15 protein-coding genes are annotated in these 14,974 nt (G+C 62.5%); 5 read left to right on the plus strand and 10 right to left on the minus strand.

The window, feature by feature from the left end; all coding sequences use genetic code 11:
• Nucleotides 1-8: 8 nt before the first annotated feature.
• Genes J3U95_RS04565 through mltG form a run of 4 tightly spaced genes read right to left on the minus strand, consistent with a single transcriptional unit; the run spans nucleotide 9 to nucleotide 3,062 of the window.
• Nucleotides 9-386: a PilZ domain-containing protein gene (locus J3U95_RS04565; protein ID WP_071362970.1), complete on the minus strand. Its 378-nt coding sequence runs from the start codon at nucleotides 384-386 to the stop codon at nucleotides 9-11.
• A gap of 10 nt (nucleotides 387-396) precedes the next feature.
• Complete coding sequence (locus J3U95_RS04570; protein ID WP_229519656.1) at nucleotides 397-1,413, minus strand: DNA polymerase III subunit delta'; 1,017 nt, start codon at nucleotides 1,411-1,413, stop codon at nucleotides 397-399.
• 2 nt (nucleotides 1,414-1,415) lie between these two features.
• The gene (tmk, locus tag J3U95_RS04575; RefSeq protein WP_208277471.1) at nucleotides 1,416-2,024 is read right to left on the minus strand and encodes a dTMP kinase; all 609 of its coding nucleotides are present in this window, start codon (nucleotides 2,022-2,024) and stop codon (nucleotides 1,416-1,418) included.
• 18 nt (nucleotides 2,025-2,042) lie between these two features.
• A complete protein-coding gene (mltG, locus tag J3U95_RS04580; RefSeq protein ID WP_208277472.1) occupies nucleotides 2,043-3,062 on the minus strand; it encodes an endolytic transglycosylase MltG in 1,020 nt (339 codons plus the stop codon).
• Between the two features lie 125 nt (nucleotides 3,063-3,187).
• Between mltG and ygfZ the strand changes: the two genes are divergently transcribed.
• Genes ygfZ through J3U95_RS04595 form a run of 3 tightly spaced genes read left to right on the plus strand, consistent with a single transcriptional unit; the run spans nucleotide 3,188 to nucleotide 5,291 of the window.
• Nucleotides 3,188-4,246 (plus strand): CAF17-like 4Fe-4S cluster assembly/insertion protein YgfZ, encoded by a 1,059-nt coding sequence (gene ygfZ / locus J3U95_RS04585; RefSeq protein WP_208277473.1) that lies wholly within the window; start codon nucleotides 3,188-3,190, stop codon nucleotides 4,244-4,246.
• A 2-nt stretch (nucleotides 4,247-4,248) separates the two neighbouring features.
• Nucleotides 4,249-4,539, plus strand: coding sequence for a DUF4936 family protein (locus tag J3U95_RS04590; RefSeq protein WP_208277474.1), 291 nt, complete (start codon nucleotides 4,249-4,251; stop codon nucleotides 4,537-4,539).
• Nucleotides 4,530-5,291: an NRDE family protein gene (locus J3U95_RS04595; protein WP_208277475.1), complete on the plus strand. Its 762-nt coding sequence runs from the start codon at nucleotides 4,530-4,532 to the stop codon at nucleotides 5,289-5,291. The genes J3U95_RS04590 and J3U95_RS04595 overlap by 10 nt, the downstream gene beginning before the upstream one ends.
• A gap of 155 nt (nucleotides 5,292-5,446) precedes the next feature.
• Here J3U95_RS04595 and J3U95_RS04600 read toward each other — a convergent pair whose 3' ends face one another.
• Genes J3U95_RS04600 through J3U95_RS04610 form a run of 3 tightly spaced genes read right to left on the minus strand, consistent with a single transcriptional unit; the run spans nucleotide 5,447 to nucleotide 7,483 of the window.
• The gene (locus J3U95_RS04600; protein ID WP_208277476.1) at nucleotides 5,447-6,352 is read right to left on the minus strand and encodes an SDR family oxidoreductase; all 906 of its coding nucleotides are present in this window, start codon (nucleotides 6,350-6,352) and stop codon (nucleotides 5,447-5,449) included.
• A gap of 17 nt (nucleotides 6,353-6,369) precedes the next feature.
• A complete protein-coding gene (locus J3U95_RS04605) occupies nucleotides 6,370-7,152 on the minus strand; it encodes an SDR family oxidoreductase (protein ID WP_208277477.1) in 783 nt (260 codons plus the stop codon).
• Nucleotides 7,153-7,180: 28 nt separating this feature from the next.
• On the minus strand, nucleotides 7,181-7,483 hold the full coding sequence (locus J3U95_RS04610) for a Dabb family protein (RefSeq protein ID WP_208277478.1): 303 nt from the start codon (nucleotides 7,481-7,483) through the stop codon (nucleotides 7,181-7,183).
• Between the two features lie 311 nt (nucleotides 7,484-7,794).
• Here J3U95_RS04610 and J3U95_RS04615 point away from each other — a divergent pair, with 311 nt between their 5' ends.
• Both J3U95_RS04615 and J3U95_RS04620 read left to right on the plus strand, forming a co-directional pair.
• Nucleotides 7,795-9,495 carry an MFS transporter gene (locus J3U95_RS04615; RefSeq protein WP_208277479.1) on the plus strand — a complete coding sequence of 567 codons (1,701 nt, stop codon included), beginning with the start codon at nucleotides 7,795-7,797 and terminating at the stop codon, nucleotides 9,493-9,495.
• Between the two features lie 390 nt (nucleotides 9,496-9,885).
• Nucleotides 9,886-11,550 (plus strand): hypothetical protein, encoded by a 1,665-nt coding sequence (locus J3U95_RS04620; protein WP_208277480.1) that lies wholly within the window; start codon nucleotides 9,886-9,888, stop codon nucleotides 11,548-11,550.
• Here the strand turns inward: J3U95_RS04620 and J3U95_RS04625 are convergent, their stop codons facing one another.
• From J3U95_RS04625 to J3U95_RS04635, 3 genes are all read right to left on the minus strand, one after another.
• Nucleotides 11,551-13,641 carry a 3-hydroxyacyl-CoA dehydrogenase NAD-binding domain-containing protein gene (locus tag J3U95_RS04625; RefSeq protein ID WP_208277481.1) on the minus strand — a complete coding sequence of 697 codons (2,091 nt, stop codon included), beginning with the start codon at nucleotides 13,639-13,641 and terminating at the stop codon, nucleotides 11,551-11,553.
• A gap of 94 nt (nucleotides 13,642-13,735) precedes the next feature.
• A complete protein-coding gene (locus J3U95_RS04630) occupies nucleotides 13,736-13,933 on the minus strand; it encodes a YqaE/Pmp3 family membrane protein (RefSeq protein ID WP_208277482.1) in 198 nt (65 codons plus the stop codon).
• 78 nt (nucleotides 13,934-14,011) lie between these two features.
• Complete coding sequence (locus J3U95_RS04635) at nucleotides 14,012-14,926, minus strand: LysR substrate-binding domain-containing protein (protein WP_229519639.1); 915 nt, start codon at nucleotides 14,924-14,926, stop codon at nucleotides 14,012-14,014.
• Nucleotides 14,927-14,974: the final 48 nt, after the last annotated feature.

Raw genomic sequence — 14,974 nt, forward strand, 5'->3', positions numbered from 1 at the left:
GGTGGTGGTTACAGGGTATGGGTTGCGCGCGACGATCGCAGCGCCGCGCCGAGGATCTCTTCGATCCGGGCCTTGGCGCGCTGCCCGGCCTCGTCGGCCGGGAAATGCACGCCGATGCCTTGCGCCTTGTTGTTATTGGCGCCGCTCGGGGTGATCCAGGCCACGGTGCCGGCGATCGGATACTTGTTCGGGTCGTCCATCAGCGCCAGGATCAGGTAGATCTCGTCGCCGATCTTGTAAGGCTTGTTGGTGGGCACGAACATGCCGCCATTCTTCAGAAACGGCATGTAGGCCGCGTACAGCGCCGCCTTTTCCTTGATCGCCAGCGACAGCACCGAAGGCCGCGGGGCCTGGGCTGCGTTTGTCTCTGGCTGGGTGACGCTCATCGTGGTCCTTTCATGTGCAGCACGCAGTGTACTCAAGCAGCATATCTTCGACAAACAATTTTGCCGACAAAGGATGATCCGCCACAGCCCGCCGCTCGTTCACGGCCTTGATGACCCGTAGAAGGCCCGGCGTCTGGACGCGACCGGCCAGCGCCGCCAGCTCCTTCTGGTAGCGCGGGTAGTAGCGGAGTTTGCCCGACAACTTGTACGAAAATACATCGTACAGCCAGCGCTGGGTCCAGGACACCAGGGCCGGCAGCTCGGCCTTGGCCAGCTTCTCGGCGGCGCGCAGCGCAGAATCCGGCGCGGGCCGCGCCAGGAATTGCAGCAGCGCCTCCATGTCGTCGCGGCTGCCGTTGGTCGACTCGGCCAGCGCCGTCAGCGGCGCGCCGCCCTGCTCGCGCAACCAACTGTCCGCGTCCGGCACGCCCTGCTCCTTGAGCCAGGCCAGGGCCTCGTCATGCGACGGCGTCGGCAGCGCGAACTTGCGGCAGCGCGACAAGATCGTCGGCAACAGACGGTCGAGGCTGTTGGACGACAGCAGGAACACGGTTCCCGGCGGCGGTTCCTCCAGGGTCTTGAGCAGCGCATTCGAGGCCGGCATGTTCAACGCCTCGGCCGGATACAGCACCACTACCCGTAAACCCTGGCGGTGGGTCGAGATGTTCATGAAATCCGACAAGTTGCGGATCTGCTCGATCTTGATCTCTTTCGACGGCGCCTTGGTCGATTTCGACTTGGTGCCCGCCTCGCCGTCCTCGCCCTCGGCCGGCAAGTCGTCTTCGAGTGCCTCGGGCCGCACGCGGCGGTAATCCGGGTGATTGTGCTGCACGAACCAGCCGCAGGACGCGCAGGCGCCGCAAGCATGGCCGTCAGGCTGCGGGCTCTCGCACAGCAGGGCCTGGGCAAAGGTCTCGATAAAGTCGGCCTTGCCGGTGCCGGCCGGACCATGGAACAGGATCGCGTGCGGCATGCGCTCGCGCATCTGCTGCAGCTGGGACCAGGCGGCCCCTTGCCACGGGTACATCGTCACAACAATTTCTCCAGAACTTGGGCCAGGCTGGCCTGGATATCGGCAATGCTCCTGGTCGAGTCGACCACGACGAAACGCTCGGGAAATTGCTCCGCGCGGCGCAGGTATTCGGCGCGGCATTTCGCGAAGAAGTCGGCCTGCTCGCGCTCGAACTTATCGAGCGTGCGCGTCGCGTCCAGGCGCTGGCGCGCTACCTCGAGCGGCACGTCGAACAGCAAGGTCAGATCGGGTTGCAGCTCTGGATGCACCCAGGCTTCCAGCGCTTCCATCTTGGCGCGCGGCAGGCCGCGGCCGCCGCTCTGGTAGGCGAAGCTGGCGTCGGTAAAACGGTCCGACAGCACCCATTTGCCTGCGGCCAGATTGGGCGCGATGACTTGCGCGATGTGTTCGCGCCGGCTGGCGAACATCAGCAGCGCCTCGGTTTCCAGGTGCATCTTTTCGTGCAACAGCAAGTCGCGCAGCTTTTCGCCCAGCGGCGTGCCGCCCGGTTCGCGCGACGAGACGATCTGCTTGCCGCGCGACGCCAGGTAATCGGTGACGAAGCCGATGTGGGTCGATTTCCCGGCCCCGTCGATGCCTTCGAATGTAATGAACTTGCCCTGCATGTGCTGCCTTGCTTCTTGTTAGTGGGATTCGGTAAGTGGGCCGTTGGTGATGCCACGCTGGAACCGGTTGACTGCCCGGTTATGGTCCAGCAGGTTGTCCGAGAAGTGGCTGGTGCCATCGCCGCGCGCCACGAAATACAGCGCAGGAGTCTCGGCTGGCGCAAGCGCCGCGTTCAGCGACTGCAAGCCGGGCAGCGCGATCGGCGTCGGCGGCAGTCCGCTGCGCGTATAGGTATTGTAAGGGGTATCGGTCAGCAGGTCCTTCTTGCGGATCTGGCCCGCATAGGCTTCACCCATGCCGTAGATCACGGTCGGATCGGTCTGCAGCAGCATGCCGGTGCGCAGGCGATTGACGAACACGCCGGCGATCATACTGCGCTCGCTCTTCTGGCCCGTTTCCTTCTCGACGATCGAGGCCATGATCAACGCTTCGTACGGCGTCTTGTACGGCAGCTCCTTATTGCGCTTTTCCCACGCCGCATTCAGGTGGTCCAGCATGGCCTGGTGCGCACGCCGGTAGATCTCGATTTCCGACGAGCCCTTGGCGAACAGATAGGTATCCGGGAAGAACAGCCCTTCCGGGTCCTTGAATTCAGTCGAGATCTTGCCCATCAATTCCTGGTCGGACAGCTTGACGGTATCGTGCTTGAGACGGTTGTGCGAACCGATCGCCTGGCGCATCTGGCGGAAGGTCCAGCCTTCGATGATGACGATCGCTTCTTGCGCAAACTCGCCGCGTACGAGCTGGGTCAGCAGGCGGCGCGGACTGGTATTGGGTTTGAGTTCATAGCTGCCGGCCTTGATGCGGGCGGCGTCGCCCGTCAGGCGCGCCAGCAGCGCGAACATGGTCGGGTTGATCGGCACGCCGGCCGCCACCATCTGCTGCGCGCTCGAGGCGACACCGCTGCCGGGATTGATCGTGAATTCGATCGGCTCACCGCTCGTCGTGAGCGAGTGCTTGGTCCACCAGGAGAATCCGCCTGCGGCTGCCAGCGTGACCACGACGCCGGTAACGAGTAATTTTTTTATGATTGCCATGTGGTGTGTGCGGGTTCAAACACGGATGCAAATGCGGATTGCGGCGCTCCCGGCGCGATTTCCCCGACAACTCTATAATGAGGCCGTAATGATAAAGCCTAATTGCCAAAATATTTCGGAATTTCATGAGTAACTGGACTGATCACCTCGCCACGCACGGCGCCCGCTTCCATCTCGACGAAGCCACCCAGGTCGAGGACTTCGGCCAGCCCCTGGATATCGACGCGCTCGCGACCGGTTTCGTCGCCACCGTGACCGACCAGGGCTTGATCGCCGTCGCCGGCGAAGAAGCCGCGAAATTCCTGCATGCCCAGCTCACCAACGACGTCGAGCACCTGCAGCAAACCGAGGCCCGCTTCGCCGGATTCTGCACGCCGAAAGGCCGCCTGCAGGCGAGTTTCCTGATGTGGCGCGATGCTGACGCGGTGTACTTGCAGCTGCCGCGCGCGATCCAGGCGCCGCTGCAAAAACGCCTGTCGATGTTTGTGCTGCGCAGCAAAGCCAAGCTGCGCGACGCCACCGACGAAGCGCCGTTCGCGGCCGTGCTCGGCCTTGGCGGCGCCAAGGCGGAGGCGGCGCTGGGTCGCTTCGTCAATACGCTCCCGACTGCACCGATGGGTAAAACCAGCGGTGAATTCGGCACCGCGCTGCGCCTGCACGACGCCTTCGGCGCGCCACGCTACCTGTGGATCGCATCAAGCGAAACGGCCAGCGCCGCCCTGCCGGTGTTGAAGGAAGAACTGGCCCTGGGCGGCAACCAGGCCTGGCGCCTGGCCGCGATCCACGCCGGCGAGCCGCAGGTGGACGCGGCCACGCAGGAGCAGTTCGTGCCGCAGATGGTCAACCTCGAGCTGCTGGGCGGCGTCAATTTCAAGAAGGGCTGCTATCCGGGCCAGGAAATCGTCGCGCGCACCAAATACCTGGGCAAGATCAAGCGCCGCACCGCGCTGGCCGGCATCGAGAATGCCGCCGCGCGCGCCGGCGACGAGGTCTTCTCGGCGGCGGACCCCGATCAACCCTGCGGCATGGTGGTCAACGCCGCGCCGAACGGCCGCGGCGGCGCCGATGCGCTGGTCGAGATCAAGCTGGCCGCGCTCGGTGAAGACGTCCACCTGGGCTCGGCCGCCGGCGCGCCGCTGCGCTTCCTGCCCATGCCCTACAGCCTCGACGCGATCGACGACTAGCGATGGTCGACCTCTACGTCTACTACAAGGTGCGCAGCGAAGACGCCGGCAAGCTGGCGCCACTGGTGCACGCCATGGGTCGCCGCTTGGCGCAGGACGCGGGCGTGCAGGTAGCGCTCAAGCGCCGTCCCGAAGACAAGGACGGCCTGCAGACCTGGATGGAAGTCTATCCGGGCGTGACGGATGCCTTCGATGCCGTGTTGGCGCAGGCGGTGCGTGACGCCGGCATCGACGGCCTGCTCGCCGGGCCGCGCCGCCTTGAAATTTTCACGGATTTGCCGCCATGTGCCTGATCGTCTTCGCCTGGCACGTCGTCCCCGGCGTGCCCGTCATCGCGGCCGCCAACCGCGACGAATTCTATGACCGCCCCGCCCTGCCTGCCGGCCCCTGGCCCAATGCGCCGCACGTGATCGCGGGCCGCGACCTGCAAGGCGGCGGCAGCTGGATGGGCGTCTCGGTCACCGGCCCCACCGGGCCGCGCTTCGCGGCGCTGACGAATATCCGCGGCCCGCAGGAACGCCGGACGGACGCGCCGTCGCGCGGCGCGCTGGTGGCCGACTACCTGCGCGGCGAGCTCGATGCGGCGGCCTATGTGGCCGAACTGGCGGCGCGTCCCGACCTGTACAACGGCTACAACCTGGTACTGGGCGACCGCGATTCCCTGTACTGGTACTCTAACCGCGGCAAGGAAGATCCGCGCAACGGCCAGCCGCTGGAACGCGGCCGCATCTACGGCATCTCCAACGGCCTGCTCGACACGCCCTGGCCCAAGGTGCTGCGCACCAAGGCGCAGTTCGCGAGCCTGTTGTGCCAGGGTGCGCCCGAGGATGCCTACTTCGAGATGCTGGCCGATACCACTCGCGCGCCGGACGTGCGCTTGCCGGAGACCGGCGTGCCGATTGAGATGGAGCGCATGCTGTCGCCGGTGTGCATCGAGTCGCCCGAGTATGGTACACGCACCTCGACCGTGGTCAAGCTGTATCGGGATGCGGCGCCGGAGTTGCATGAACGGGTGGTGCAGCCGAGCGTCGTCGCCGCGGCGTGATTCGACGTCGCGAAGACGCGAGCGAGCTTGGGTTCCCGCCTCCGCTGGAACCCAAGTATTTACCGCCGTCCTGAAAGCACGACCTATCGTCGCCCTGAAAGCGCGACCTATCGTCGCCCTGAAAGCGCGACCTATCGTCGCCCTGAAAGCGCGACCTATCGTCGCCCTTTCATCCCCGCCTTCAAAATTTCCTTCAAATGCGGCGTCGCCGCATACGGATCCGCCGGCTGCCTTGCATGCACCAGCGCATCCATGCGTTCGGCCACCGCGCCCAGCGCCTGCGGATGCGAGAACACATAGAAGCGCTCCTCACGGATCGCGTCAAAAGTAAGCCGCGCCACGTCCGCCGCCGACACCTTGCCTGAACCGACCGCCTTTTCGGTCAGCGCCTGCGCCGCCATCTGGCTCGCGGTCATGATTTCGTCGGTGCGCAATTCGTCCGGCCGGTGGCGGTGCGATTGCGCGATCGCGGTCGGGATGAAATACGGGCACAGCACCGAGGCGCCGATCGGCGCGTCGACCAGCTTGAGGTCGTGGTACAGGGTCTCGGTCAGCGACACCACCGCATGCTTGGACACATTGTAGACGCCCAGCGCCGGCGAATTGAGCAGCCCCGCCATCGAGGCGGTATTGACGATCCATCCGCGATAGCCCGGGTCCTGCGCCGCGCATTCGAGCATCGTGCGCGTGAACACGCGCACGCCGTGGATCACGCCCCACAGGTTCACGCCCAGCACCCACTCCCAGTCTTCCTCGGAGTTCTCCCACACCAGGCCCCCGGCGCCCACGCCGGCATTGTTGAACACCAGGTGCACCGCGCCGAAACGCGCCATCGCCGAATCGGCCAGTTCCTGCACATGCTCGCCCTTGCGCACGTCGCACACCATGGCCAGCACCTCGGTCTGCTTCGCCAGTTCATCGGCCGCCTTCTCGAGGGCCTTGGGCTGGACGTCGGCCAGCACCAGCTTCATGCCCAGGCTGGCGGCCAGGTTGGCGAATTCTCGCCCCATGCCGCTGGCGGCGCCCGTGATGACCGCAACCTTTCCGTGAAACTCGTCCATCCCTGCCCCTCCCTAAGCTAGACCGCCGTCACCCCGCCATCCACCGCCAGCACCTGTCCGGTGATGTGCTTGCCCGCATCCGAAGCGAACAGCACCACGGCGCCTTTCAGGTCTTCGTCGTCGCCCAAGCGCTTCAATGGCGCCGCGGCCGCCAGCCCATCGACGCCATAGGTGGCGAGCACGCCCTTCGTCATCTTCGACGGGAAGAAGCCCGGTGCGATCGAGTTGACCGTGATGCCGTAGCGTCCCCATTCGCCGGCAAGCGTACGGGTGAAATTTACCACTGCGCCCTTGGACGTGTTGTACGCCAGCGTCTGCATCGCATCGGGCGGGTTGCCCGCCAGGCCGGCGATCGACGAGATATTGATGACGCGGCCGTAGCGGCGCGGAATCATCGACAGCTTGCCGACCGCCTGCGACACCAGAAAGATCGAGCGCACGTTCAGGTTCATCACCTTGTCCCAGGCCTCGAGCGGATAGTCCTCGGCCGGCGCGCCCCAGGTGGCGCCCGCATTGTTGATCAAGATGTCGACGTGCCCGAGGCGCGCGATCGCCTGCTCTACCAGCGCCTGCGCCTGCGCGGGATCGGACAGGTCGCTCGCGAAGCAGCTCGCCTCGATGCCGAGCGCGTGCAGCTGGGCGACGGTGGCGTCGAGTTCATCCTGCTTGCGCGACGAGATCACCAGGCGCGCGCCCTGCTCGCCGAGCGCCTGCGCCATCTGCAGGCCGAGGCCGCGTGAGCCCCCGGTCACGACGGCGGTTTTGCCCTTCAGTGAAAACAGCTCCTGCGTGGTGCGCATGCGCTCTCCTGGTTCTTGTGGTGAAAACTCAGACCTCGTAGTCCATGCACTGGCGTCCTTCGCGGATCGCGCCGATGAAGGGGACGACGGCCTGGTGGGTCGGGTGCTTGATGTAAGCCTCGAGCGCGGCGCGGTCGGCGAATTCGGAATACAGCACCACGTCATAGGTCGCCTCGAGGTCGGGCTGGGCCAGGGTCACTTCAAAAGTCAGGATGCCCGGCACGATGGTCGCGCACTCGTCCAGCCGGCGCTTCATCTCGCGCGCATTGGCGGCGCGATCCGCGCCTTCGGCCTGTTCCTTCAGTTTCCACATCACGATGTGCTTGATCATTCTGTTTCCTGTTCTATTCATGGTGGGTGATTGCCTTGCCTGCCGTTGCGGGGGAGGGAAGCCGATCGAGCATAGCATAGCGACAGCACGACCGTTCGCGATGAAATGTCGAATTCATATCGCGGACTAACTAGGATGATTCTCTCCTATGAACGGGGAGTATTCCGACACGGAGAAACGGGGCACTTGAGGCGCCATGTAAGCTGCGTGTAAGAATGATGCAAGATTCGCGTAAGGTTTCGGGCGCACAGTGAAGTTAGCTGACCAACAATCAGCATTTCCGGTTACACAAAATTAATTACGGAGACACCATGGCTATCACACCCGGCAATACTGTCGGAGGACAAGCTGCACCCACCTCCGCCGGACTCACCAAGGAAGAACGCAAGGTCATTGCCGCCTCTTCCCTCGGCACCGTTTTTGAATGGTACGACTTCTATCTCTACGGTTCGCTCGCTTCCATCATCGCCAAGCAGTTCTTCATCGGCGACCCCAGCACCACCTTCATCTTCGCCCTGCTCGCCTTCGCCGCCGGCTTCATCGTGCGTCCGTTCGGCGCGCTGGTGTTCGGGCGCCTGGGCGACATGATCGGCCGTAAGTACACCTTCCTGGTGACCATCCTGCTGATGGGCGCCTCGACCTTCCTGGTCGGCATCCTGCCGAGCTACGCCCAGATCGGCATTGCAGCGCCGATCATCCTCGTCACGCTGCGCATCCTGCAAGGCCTGGCGCTGGGCGGAGAATACGGCGGCGCCGCAACCTACGTGGCCGAGCACGCGCCGCACGGCAAGCGCGGCCTGTTCACGGCCTTCATCCAGACCACGGCCACGATCGGCCTGTTCCTGTCGCTGCTGGTCATCCTGGGCACCCGCACCCTGACCGGCGAGGAGGAATTCCAGGCCTGGGGCTGGCGCATTCCCTTCCTGATCTCGGTGATCCTGCTCGGCATTTCGGTCTGGATCCGCCTGTCGATGAACGAATCGCCCGCCTTCGCCAAGATGAAGGCCGAGGGCAAGACCTCGAAAGCGCCCCTGTCCGAAGCCTTCCTCAAGCCCAAGAACGCCAAGATCGCCCTGCTGGCGCTGATCGGCCTGACGATGGGCCAGGCCGTAGTGTGGTACACCGGCCAGTTCTACGCCCTGTTCTTCCTGACCAAGACGCTCAAGATCGACGACCCGACCGCGAACATCCTGATCGCCATCGCCCTGCTGCTGGCGACCCCGTTCTTCATCATCTTCGGCGCGCTGTCGGACAAGATCGGCCGCAAGTGGATCATCCTGGGCGGCTGCGTGATCGCCGCGGCCACCTACTTCCCCATCTTCAAGGCCATCACCCACTATGGCAACCCGGCGCTCGAAACCGCGATCCAGACCTCACCGGTTGTCGTCGTCGCCGACCCGAACACCTGCAGCTTCCAGATCGACGCGACAGGCACCAAGAAATTCCCGTCCTCGTGCGACATCGCCACGCGCATGCTGACTGCCGCCTCGGTGAGCTACAACCGCATCGATGCGCCGGCCGGCACGGTCGCCACGATCAAGATCGGCGAGACCGAGTACCGCTCGTTCAACGCCGTCATGACGCCGGATAACCTCAACTTCGACAAGGCCTCGCTGGCCAGCGAAGCTGCGCTCAAGTCGGAGGTCAACGGCGCGCTGAAGGCCGCCGGCTATCCGGACAAGGCCGACCCGACGCAGATCAACAAGCCGATGCTGGTGCTGCTGCTGTTCATCCTGGTGCTATACGTGACCATGGTGTACGGCCCGATCGCGGCGATGCTGGTCGAGATGTTCCCGACCCGGATCCGTTATACCTCGATGTCGCTGCCGTATCACATCGGTAACGGCTGGTTCGGCGGGCTGCTGCCGACGACGGCCTTCGCGCTGGTGGCGTTCAAGGGCGACATCTATTACGGCCTGTGGTATCCGATCATCATTGCGCTCATCACCTTCGTGATCGGCGCCCTGTTCGTGCGGGAGACCAAGGACAATAATATCTACGCCAATGATTAACAGTTGACGCTCTCATCAGACAATGCCGCTGAAAAATCAGCGGCATTGTTCTTTTTTACGAACAGGCTCCAACTTCCAACTATGTTACTTAAGTTAAACCCTCTACTGAAAAATAATTACGCGAAATCGATATCTTGATGATTACGTGCTTCTTTATGACCACGAACACAAAAAGGCGAAATTCGCCCTCAATAACTTACAGCGAATTCCGAGGCTTGCCCCCCTAACGGGCTCACTCACGAGCAAAATTCGCAACACGACCAGTTACTCAGTCTCGCACGCATACCCGTACGTCTAGCACTAAACAGCGCGACACACCTCCTCCCATCAGGAGCTATTCGGCGTCAATTCGAATAGCGATTCTTTAGTTAAGAATTTAGTGAGCAAAATATGATCGATGTAGAATCCGCGACGACACTCATTGAGCGCCAGCTCACAAAATTCATGGCTGAGTTTGATCAAGAATTTGATGGCCTCGAAATACCAACAGCACTGGCAATGATTAAGGTGGCTGATCTCGAGATCATGATAGCTCGAGGCGATTATGTCGGAATTGAGAAAAAATCCGGCAGTGCGTATCGCGCAATATCAAAAGGAATTGCAGTGCTACTACCAAGGCTGGTGCAACATGCCGCGAACTGCAGCCCCACAACTGAGAAATGCGTGTTAGTTGACCATTTGCTCGTGCGCTCGTATTTAGGGGTAATGGGCGATTTAATCCAAGCACAAAGATATGTAGACATTGAGCGATATGGACTGACTCGGTGCCGAACAATTGCGTCTGACCACATTCAAATTCATCACCTCGTGCAAGATCAGGAATCGTTGGAACACGCCGACCGTAATGCGCTGTTAGATGCTGAGCATGATCAGCGAGATGAAATAAGGAAAAAAATCGCTGCAATGGTCAGAAGTGAGCACCAAGCACACGTCGCTCGCGGCTTTCCGTGCTCCCAGACTGACCTTGACGCATTCGCCAAGCTTGGCCGTCGTTACCTCGAATTCTACCTAAACGAGTATCCTGAGGCCGAGGCATTTGCAGATGAATCATTTGTTGGCCCACTCAAATTTAAGCAGTGGAAAGAAATTATGATTAACATATGCGCATTAGGCTTTGCCAAAAGCGAATTGGAAGACGCCGGACTCCAGCTTGAAAATCTGTATTATCCGGAAGGTTTTTTGATGATGAGACCGTCACTAATTACGCATGAAGAGTTACGCAAGTGTTTCGATGTTACCGGGGCAACCGAGAATCTGCCAGATTTTCAGGAGCTTGCGGAATGTATAATTCTTAGCAGCGATAACGCTACAGCAGAATATGGGCCAGATGGAGCTCTGCCTTGCCTGGTGCGCCTTGGCGAAGACGTCTACATCACGCGCTATGGTCGACTCGGCAATCCGTATATGTTTCTAGTCATGCGTTTGGCAAAGGTCTATGCCTTTCAGATGCGTCGCCTTACTAAAGAACGGGAGGAACCGTTTCAGAAAGATCTGCAGAGACGTCTTTCCGATGACAACTATATATTCGGTGAACCGGGGGTGAAGATTTACGGGGCTAGAAATCGACCGCTGACAGATATCGATTCGGTAATATACGAGAAAGCAACCAACTGTTTGTATTTAATACAACTGAAATGGCTGGCTGTCCACAGTGCAAACTTCGAACTACGTGAGAAACAACATAACGAATTAGTGGAGAAGGGAACAAGTTGGCTTGATAAAGTAGAGAGCTGGGTAAATAGAAAAGCGACGGCAGAAATCCTCCAGCATGTCGGAATCGACAATATATCTATCGATATACCTACTCTGAAGGTACGCTATCTTTTGCTCAACCGTGGCTGGACTCGGTTCAGTGGCAAGGAGGCTTTTGACCCACGGGCTGCTTGGATCTCGTGGTCTCGCTTATGCTGGCTCATGCTGTGCGCGTCTGACCGCACAGCGCGCCTGGACCACGCATGGCGGGAGGCGTTAACAAATTTAGCTAGACCGACGCAAACTGAACCTACTCCCAAGATAGTGCATGTAGCAGGCTTGACCGTGGAAATATTTAATTAGCTAATCGTTGAAATTTAGCTCTAGTGATACTAGGCGCGCCAGCAATGGCGCCGGCTGCCACGCATCGCCCTGGCGCCCGAGGGCGAACCCTTCGACCGCCGCCAGCACCTTCGGCAAGCCGACGCTATCCGCATAAAGCATCGGCCCACCCCGATGCAACGGGAAGCCATACCCGCTCAGATACACCATGTCGACGTCGGAGGCGCGCAGCGCAATGCCCTCTTCCACGATCTTGGCGCCTTCGTTCACCAGCGCATACACCAGGCGCTCGACGATCTCCTCGTCGGAAACCGCGCGCCGCGTCACGCCGATGTCGGCCGAATAACGCACGACCATGTCGTTCACTGCATCCGACGGCACTGCCTTGCGTTCGCCCGCGCGGTAGTCGTACCAGCCGGCTCCCGTCTTCTGGCCGAAACGCCCCTGTTCGCACAGCTGGTCAGGCAGTTTCGAATAGGTGAAGCCCGGCGACTCGATGGCGCGGCGCTTGCGGATATGCCAGCCGATGTCGTTGCCGGCCAGGTCACTCATGCGGAACGGCCCCATGGCGAAGCCGAAGGCCTCGATCGCACGGTCGACCTGCTCCGGCAGCGCACCTTCCTCCAGCAGGAAATACGCCTGGCGCAGATACTGCTCCAGCATGCGGTTGCCGATGAAGCCGTCGCACACACCCGACACCACGCCGGTCTTTTTCAGCTTTTTCGACAGCGCCAGCGCGGTGGCCAGCACGTCCTTGCCGGTCTGGGCGCCGCGCACGATCTCGAGCAGCTTCATCACGTGGGCGGGGCTAAAGAAATGCAGGCCGATCACATCCTGCGGGCGCCGCGTGAATGCGGCGATCCGGTTCACGTCGAGCGTCGAGGTATTGGTGGCCAGGATCGCGCCCGGCTTCATCACCTTGTCCAGCTCACGGAACACGAGCTCCTTGACGCCGATGTCCTCGAACACCGCCTCGACCACGATGTCGGCCTGGCCGATGGCGTGATAGGACAGCGTGCCGCTGACCAGCGCCATACGCTGTTCGAGCTGTTCGGCCTTCAGCTTGCCCTTGCTGACGCTGCTTTCGTACATCTTGCGTATCGCGGCCAGCCCCCCGTCCAGGGCATCCTGCTTCGTCTCGAGGAGGGTCACCGGAATGCCGGCGTTGGCGAAGTTCATGGCGATCCCGCGCCCCATGGTGCCGGCGCCGACGACCGCCGCCGTCGCGATGCGGCGGAGCAGCGTGTCGGCCGGCACGTCCGGCACCTTGCCGGCCGAGCGCTCGGCGAAGAAGGCATGGCGCAGCGCCTTCGATTCGCTCGTCGTGGTGAGCTGAATGAAGCGCTCGCGCTCGAAGCGCAGGCCGTCCTCGAACGAGTCGGCCGTCACCGAAGCGGCCACCGCTTCCACACAGGCGCGCGGGGCCGGGAACGGGCCGGCGGCGGCGTCGACCTGGGCGCGTGCGGAGGCCAGGAAGCCGGCGGCGTCGGGATGCTCGACTGCCCGGTCGCGCACCTTCGGCAGCGGACGCAAGTCGGCGATGCGCTCGGCGTAGGCGATGGCGGCCGGCAGCAGCTCGGTACCCGCCTGGAACACCTCGTCGAACAGCGGCGTGCCGGCCAGCTTTTCGGACAGCACCGGAATCCCGCCGAGAATCATGCCCAAGGCCTTTTCCAGGCCGAGCAGTCGCGGCAGGCGCTGGGTGCCGCCGGCGCCCGGGATCAGGCCCAGCTTCACTTCAGGCAGTGCGATCTGCGCGCCGGGCAGCGCCACACGGTAGTGGCAACCCAGCGCCAGCTCCAGGCCGCCGCCCATGGCCACGCTGTGGATCGCCGCCACGACCGGCTTGGAGGAACCCTCTACCACCCGGATCAGCGAATGCAGCGTCGGCTCGGTGAGCGCCTTCGGCGAATTGAATTCGCGGATGTCGGCGCCGCCCGAGAAGGCCTTGCCGGCGCCGGTGAGCACGATCGCCTTCACCGCCGGATCGCTTTCGGCCGCCTGCACGCCCTGCACGACGGCGCTGCGGGTCGCGAGCCCCAGTCCGTTGACCGGCGGGTTGTTCAGGGTGATGACGGCAACGCTGCCGTGGACCTGGTAGTCGGCGCTCATGTCTCTGGTTCTCCTTGTAGGTGGTGCTGGCTGAGCCGTCCACTATACCGTAGAAAATGCACGAACGTACTATTCAGGCAACGGCCCGCCCCGGTCAGAACTCGCGCTGCTGGCGTGCGCGCTCGATCTTCTGGTCGGTCTTGTACTGGCTCAGTGCGTAGACGGCCCAGATCGCTGCCGGCAGCCAGCCGATCAGCGTGATTTGCAGGATCAGGCAGATGATGCCGGCGATCGGGCGGCCGATGGTGAAGAAGGTCAGCCAGGGGAGGACGAGGGCGATGAGCAGGCGCATGCGTTTTCCTTATCGACGAAAGTTTGCAAAATTTGCACCAGTCTACCTTCCCTCACGGCCGGGTGGCGCACCGCGGCTTCAGCCCAGGAAGGCGCGCACCTCCGCGCGCAGCCAGTCCACCGCCGCCAGCACCGCTGCGTCGGGCGCACGGCCGTCGCCGGTCACGAGGTGGTAGGTATGCCCTGGAATCTCCGGCCCGAACGGCCGCACCAGGCGTCCGGCCGCCAGGTCGTCCGCCACCAGCGCCAGACTGAGCAGCGCAATGCCCTGGCCTGCCAACGTCGCCTGGATCGCATGCCCTTCATCCGAGAAGCGCAGTTGGCCGGCCGGGCGCTCCCATGGCAGGCCGGCAGCGGCATACCAGCGTTCCCAGGTCGGGTTCAGCGGGTCCGGGTGCAGCCAGCGAAATCCGATCAGCGGCACGCGGGCCAGGTCGGCGATGGCTAGCGGATCCAATTGCGCACTCGCCACCGGTGCGAAACTGTCCGAGAACATCGGCTCGGCTGTCACGCCGGCATAGGGGCCTCGGCCATACCGGATCGCGATATCGACCGCGGCGCCGGCCACGTCGGCGGGGACGTCGGATGCGTGCAACTGAAGGTCGATGCCGGGATGACGTTCGTTGAAACGCGCTACGCGCGGCGCCAGCCATTTCGCGGTAAAGGCGCTGGTGGCCGAAATCGTGACTTCGCGCCGCGCGCCGGCGGCCGTCAACTGCGACAGCGTGTGCTCGAACGCGTTGAAGCCGTCGCGCAAGACCGGATACAGCTGCTTGCCGGCCTCGGTCAACACCACCTTGCGTACCTGACGCTCGAACAACGTCAAGCCGGTGTACTCCTCGAGAAAGCGGATCTGGTGACTGATCGCCGTCGGCGTGACGGCCAGCTCGCCGGCGGCCAGCTTGAAACTGCCATGGCGGGCCGCAGCCTCGAAGGCGCGCAAGGACGATAACGGTGGAAGGCGGCGCATGGCGTACGGATGAAATGAATTCATCTTATGCCTGACGATTTCGAGTTTGTCAACGCAGGCCCGGCTCTCTAT

Source organism: Massilia oculi, from assembly GCF_017582745.1.
In the GTDB taxonomy this organism is placed as follows: domain Bacteria; phylum Pseudomonadota; class Gammaproteobacteria; order Burkholderiales; family Burkholderiaceae_D; genus Telluria; species Telluria oculi_A.

Coding starts and splice junctions, on each gene's coding strand:
- J3U95_RS04565 (WP_071362970.1), bottom strand. CDS start 386: ATGAGCGTCACCCAGCCAGAGACAAACGCAGCCCAGGCCCCGCGGCCT.
- J3U95_RS04570 (WP_229519656.1), bottom strand. CDS start 1,413: ATGTACCCGTGGCAAGGGGCCGCCTGGTCCCAGCTGCAGCAGATGCGC.
- tmk (WP_208277471.1), bottom strand. CDS start 2,024: ATGCAGGGCAAGTTCATTACATTCGAAGGCATCGACGGGGCCGGGAAA.
- mltG (WP_208277472.1), bottom strand. CDS start 3,062: ATGGCAATCATAAAAAAATTACTCGTTACCGGCGTCGTGGTCACGCTG.
- ygfZ (WP_208277473.1), top strand. CDS start 3,188: ATGAGTAACTGGACTGATCACCTCGCCACGCACGGCGCCCGCTTCCAT.
- J3U95_RS04590 (WP_208277474.1), top strand. CDS start 4,249: ATGGTCGACCTCTACGTCTACTACAAGGTGCGCAGCGAAGACGCCGGC.
- J3U95_RS04595 (WP_208277475.1), top strand. CDS start 4,530: ATGTGCCTGATCGTCTTCGCCTGGCACGTCGTCCCCGGCGTGCCCGTC.
- J3U95_RS04600 (WP_208277476.1), bottom strand. CDS start 6,352: ATGGACGAGTTTCACGGAAAGGTTGCGGTCATCACGGGCGCCGCCAGC.
- J3U95_RS04605 (WP_208277477.1), bottom strand. CDS start 7,152: ATGCGCACCACGCAGGAGCTGTTTTCACTGAAGGGCAAAACCGCCGTC.
- J3U95_RS04610 (WP_208277478.1), bottom strand. CDS start 7,483: ATGATCAAGCACATCGTGATGTGGAAACTGAAGGAACAGGCCGAAGGC.
- J3U95_RS04615 (WP_208277479.1), top strand. CDS start 7,795: ATGGCTATCACACCCGGCAATACTGTCGGAGGACAAGCTGCACCCACC.
- J3U95_RS04620 (WP_208277480.1), top strand. CDS start 9,886: ATGATCGATGTAGAATCCGCGACGACACTCATTGAGCGCCAGCTCACA.
- J3U95_RS04625 (WP_208277481.1), bottom strand. CDS start 13,641: ATGAGCGCCGACTACCAGGTCCACGGCAGCGTTGCCGTCATCACCCTG.
- J3U95_RS04630 (WP_208277482.1), bottom strand. CDS start 13,933: ATGCGCCTGCTCATCGCCCTCGTCCTCCCCTGGCTGACCTTCTTCACC.
- J3U95_RS04635 (WP_229519639.1), bottom strand. CDS start 14,926: ATGAATTCATTTCATCCGTACGCCATGCGCCGCCTTCCACCGTTATCG.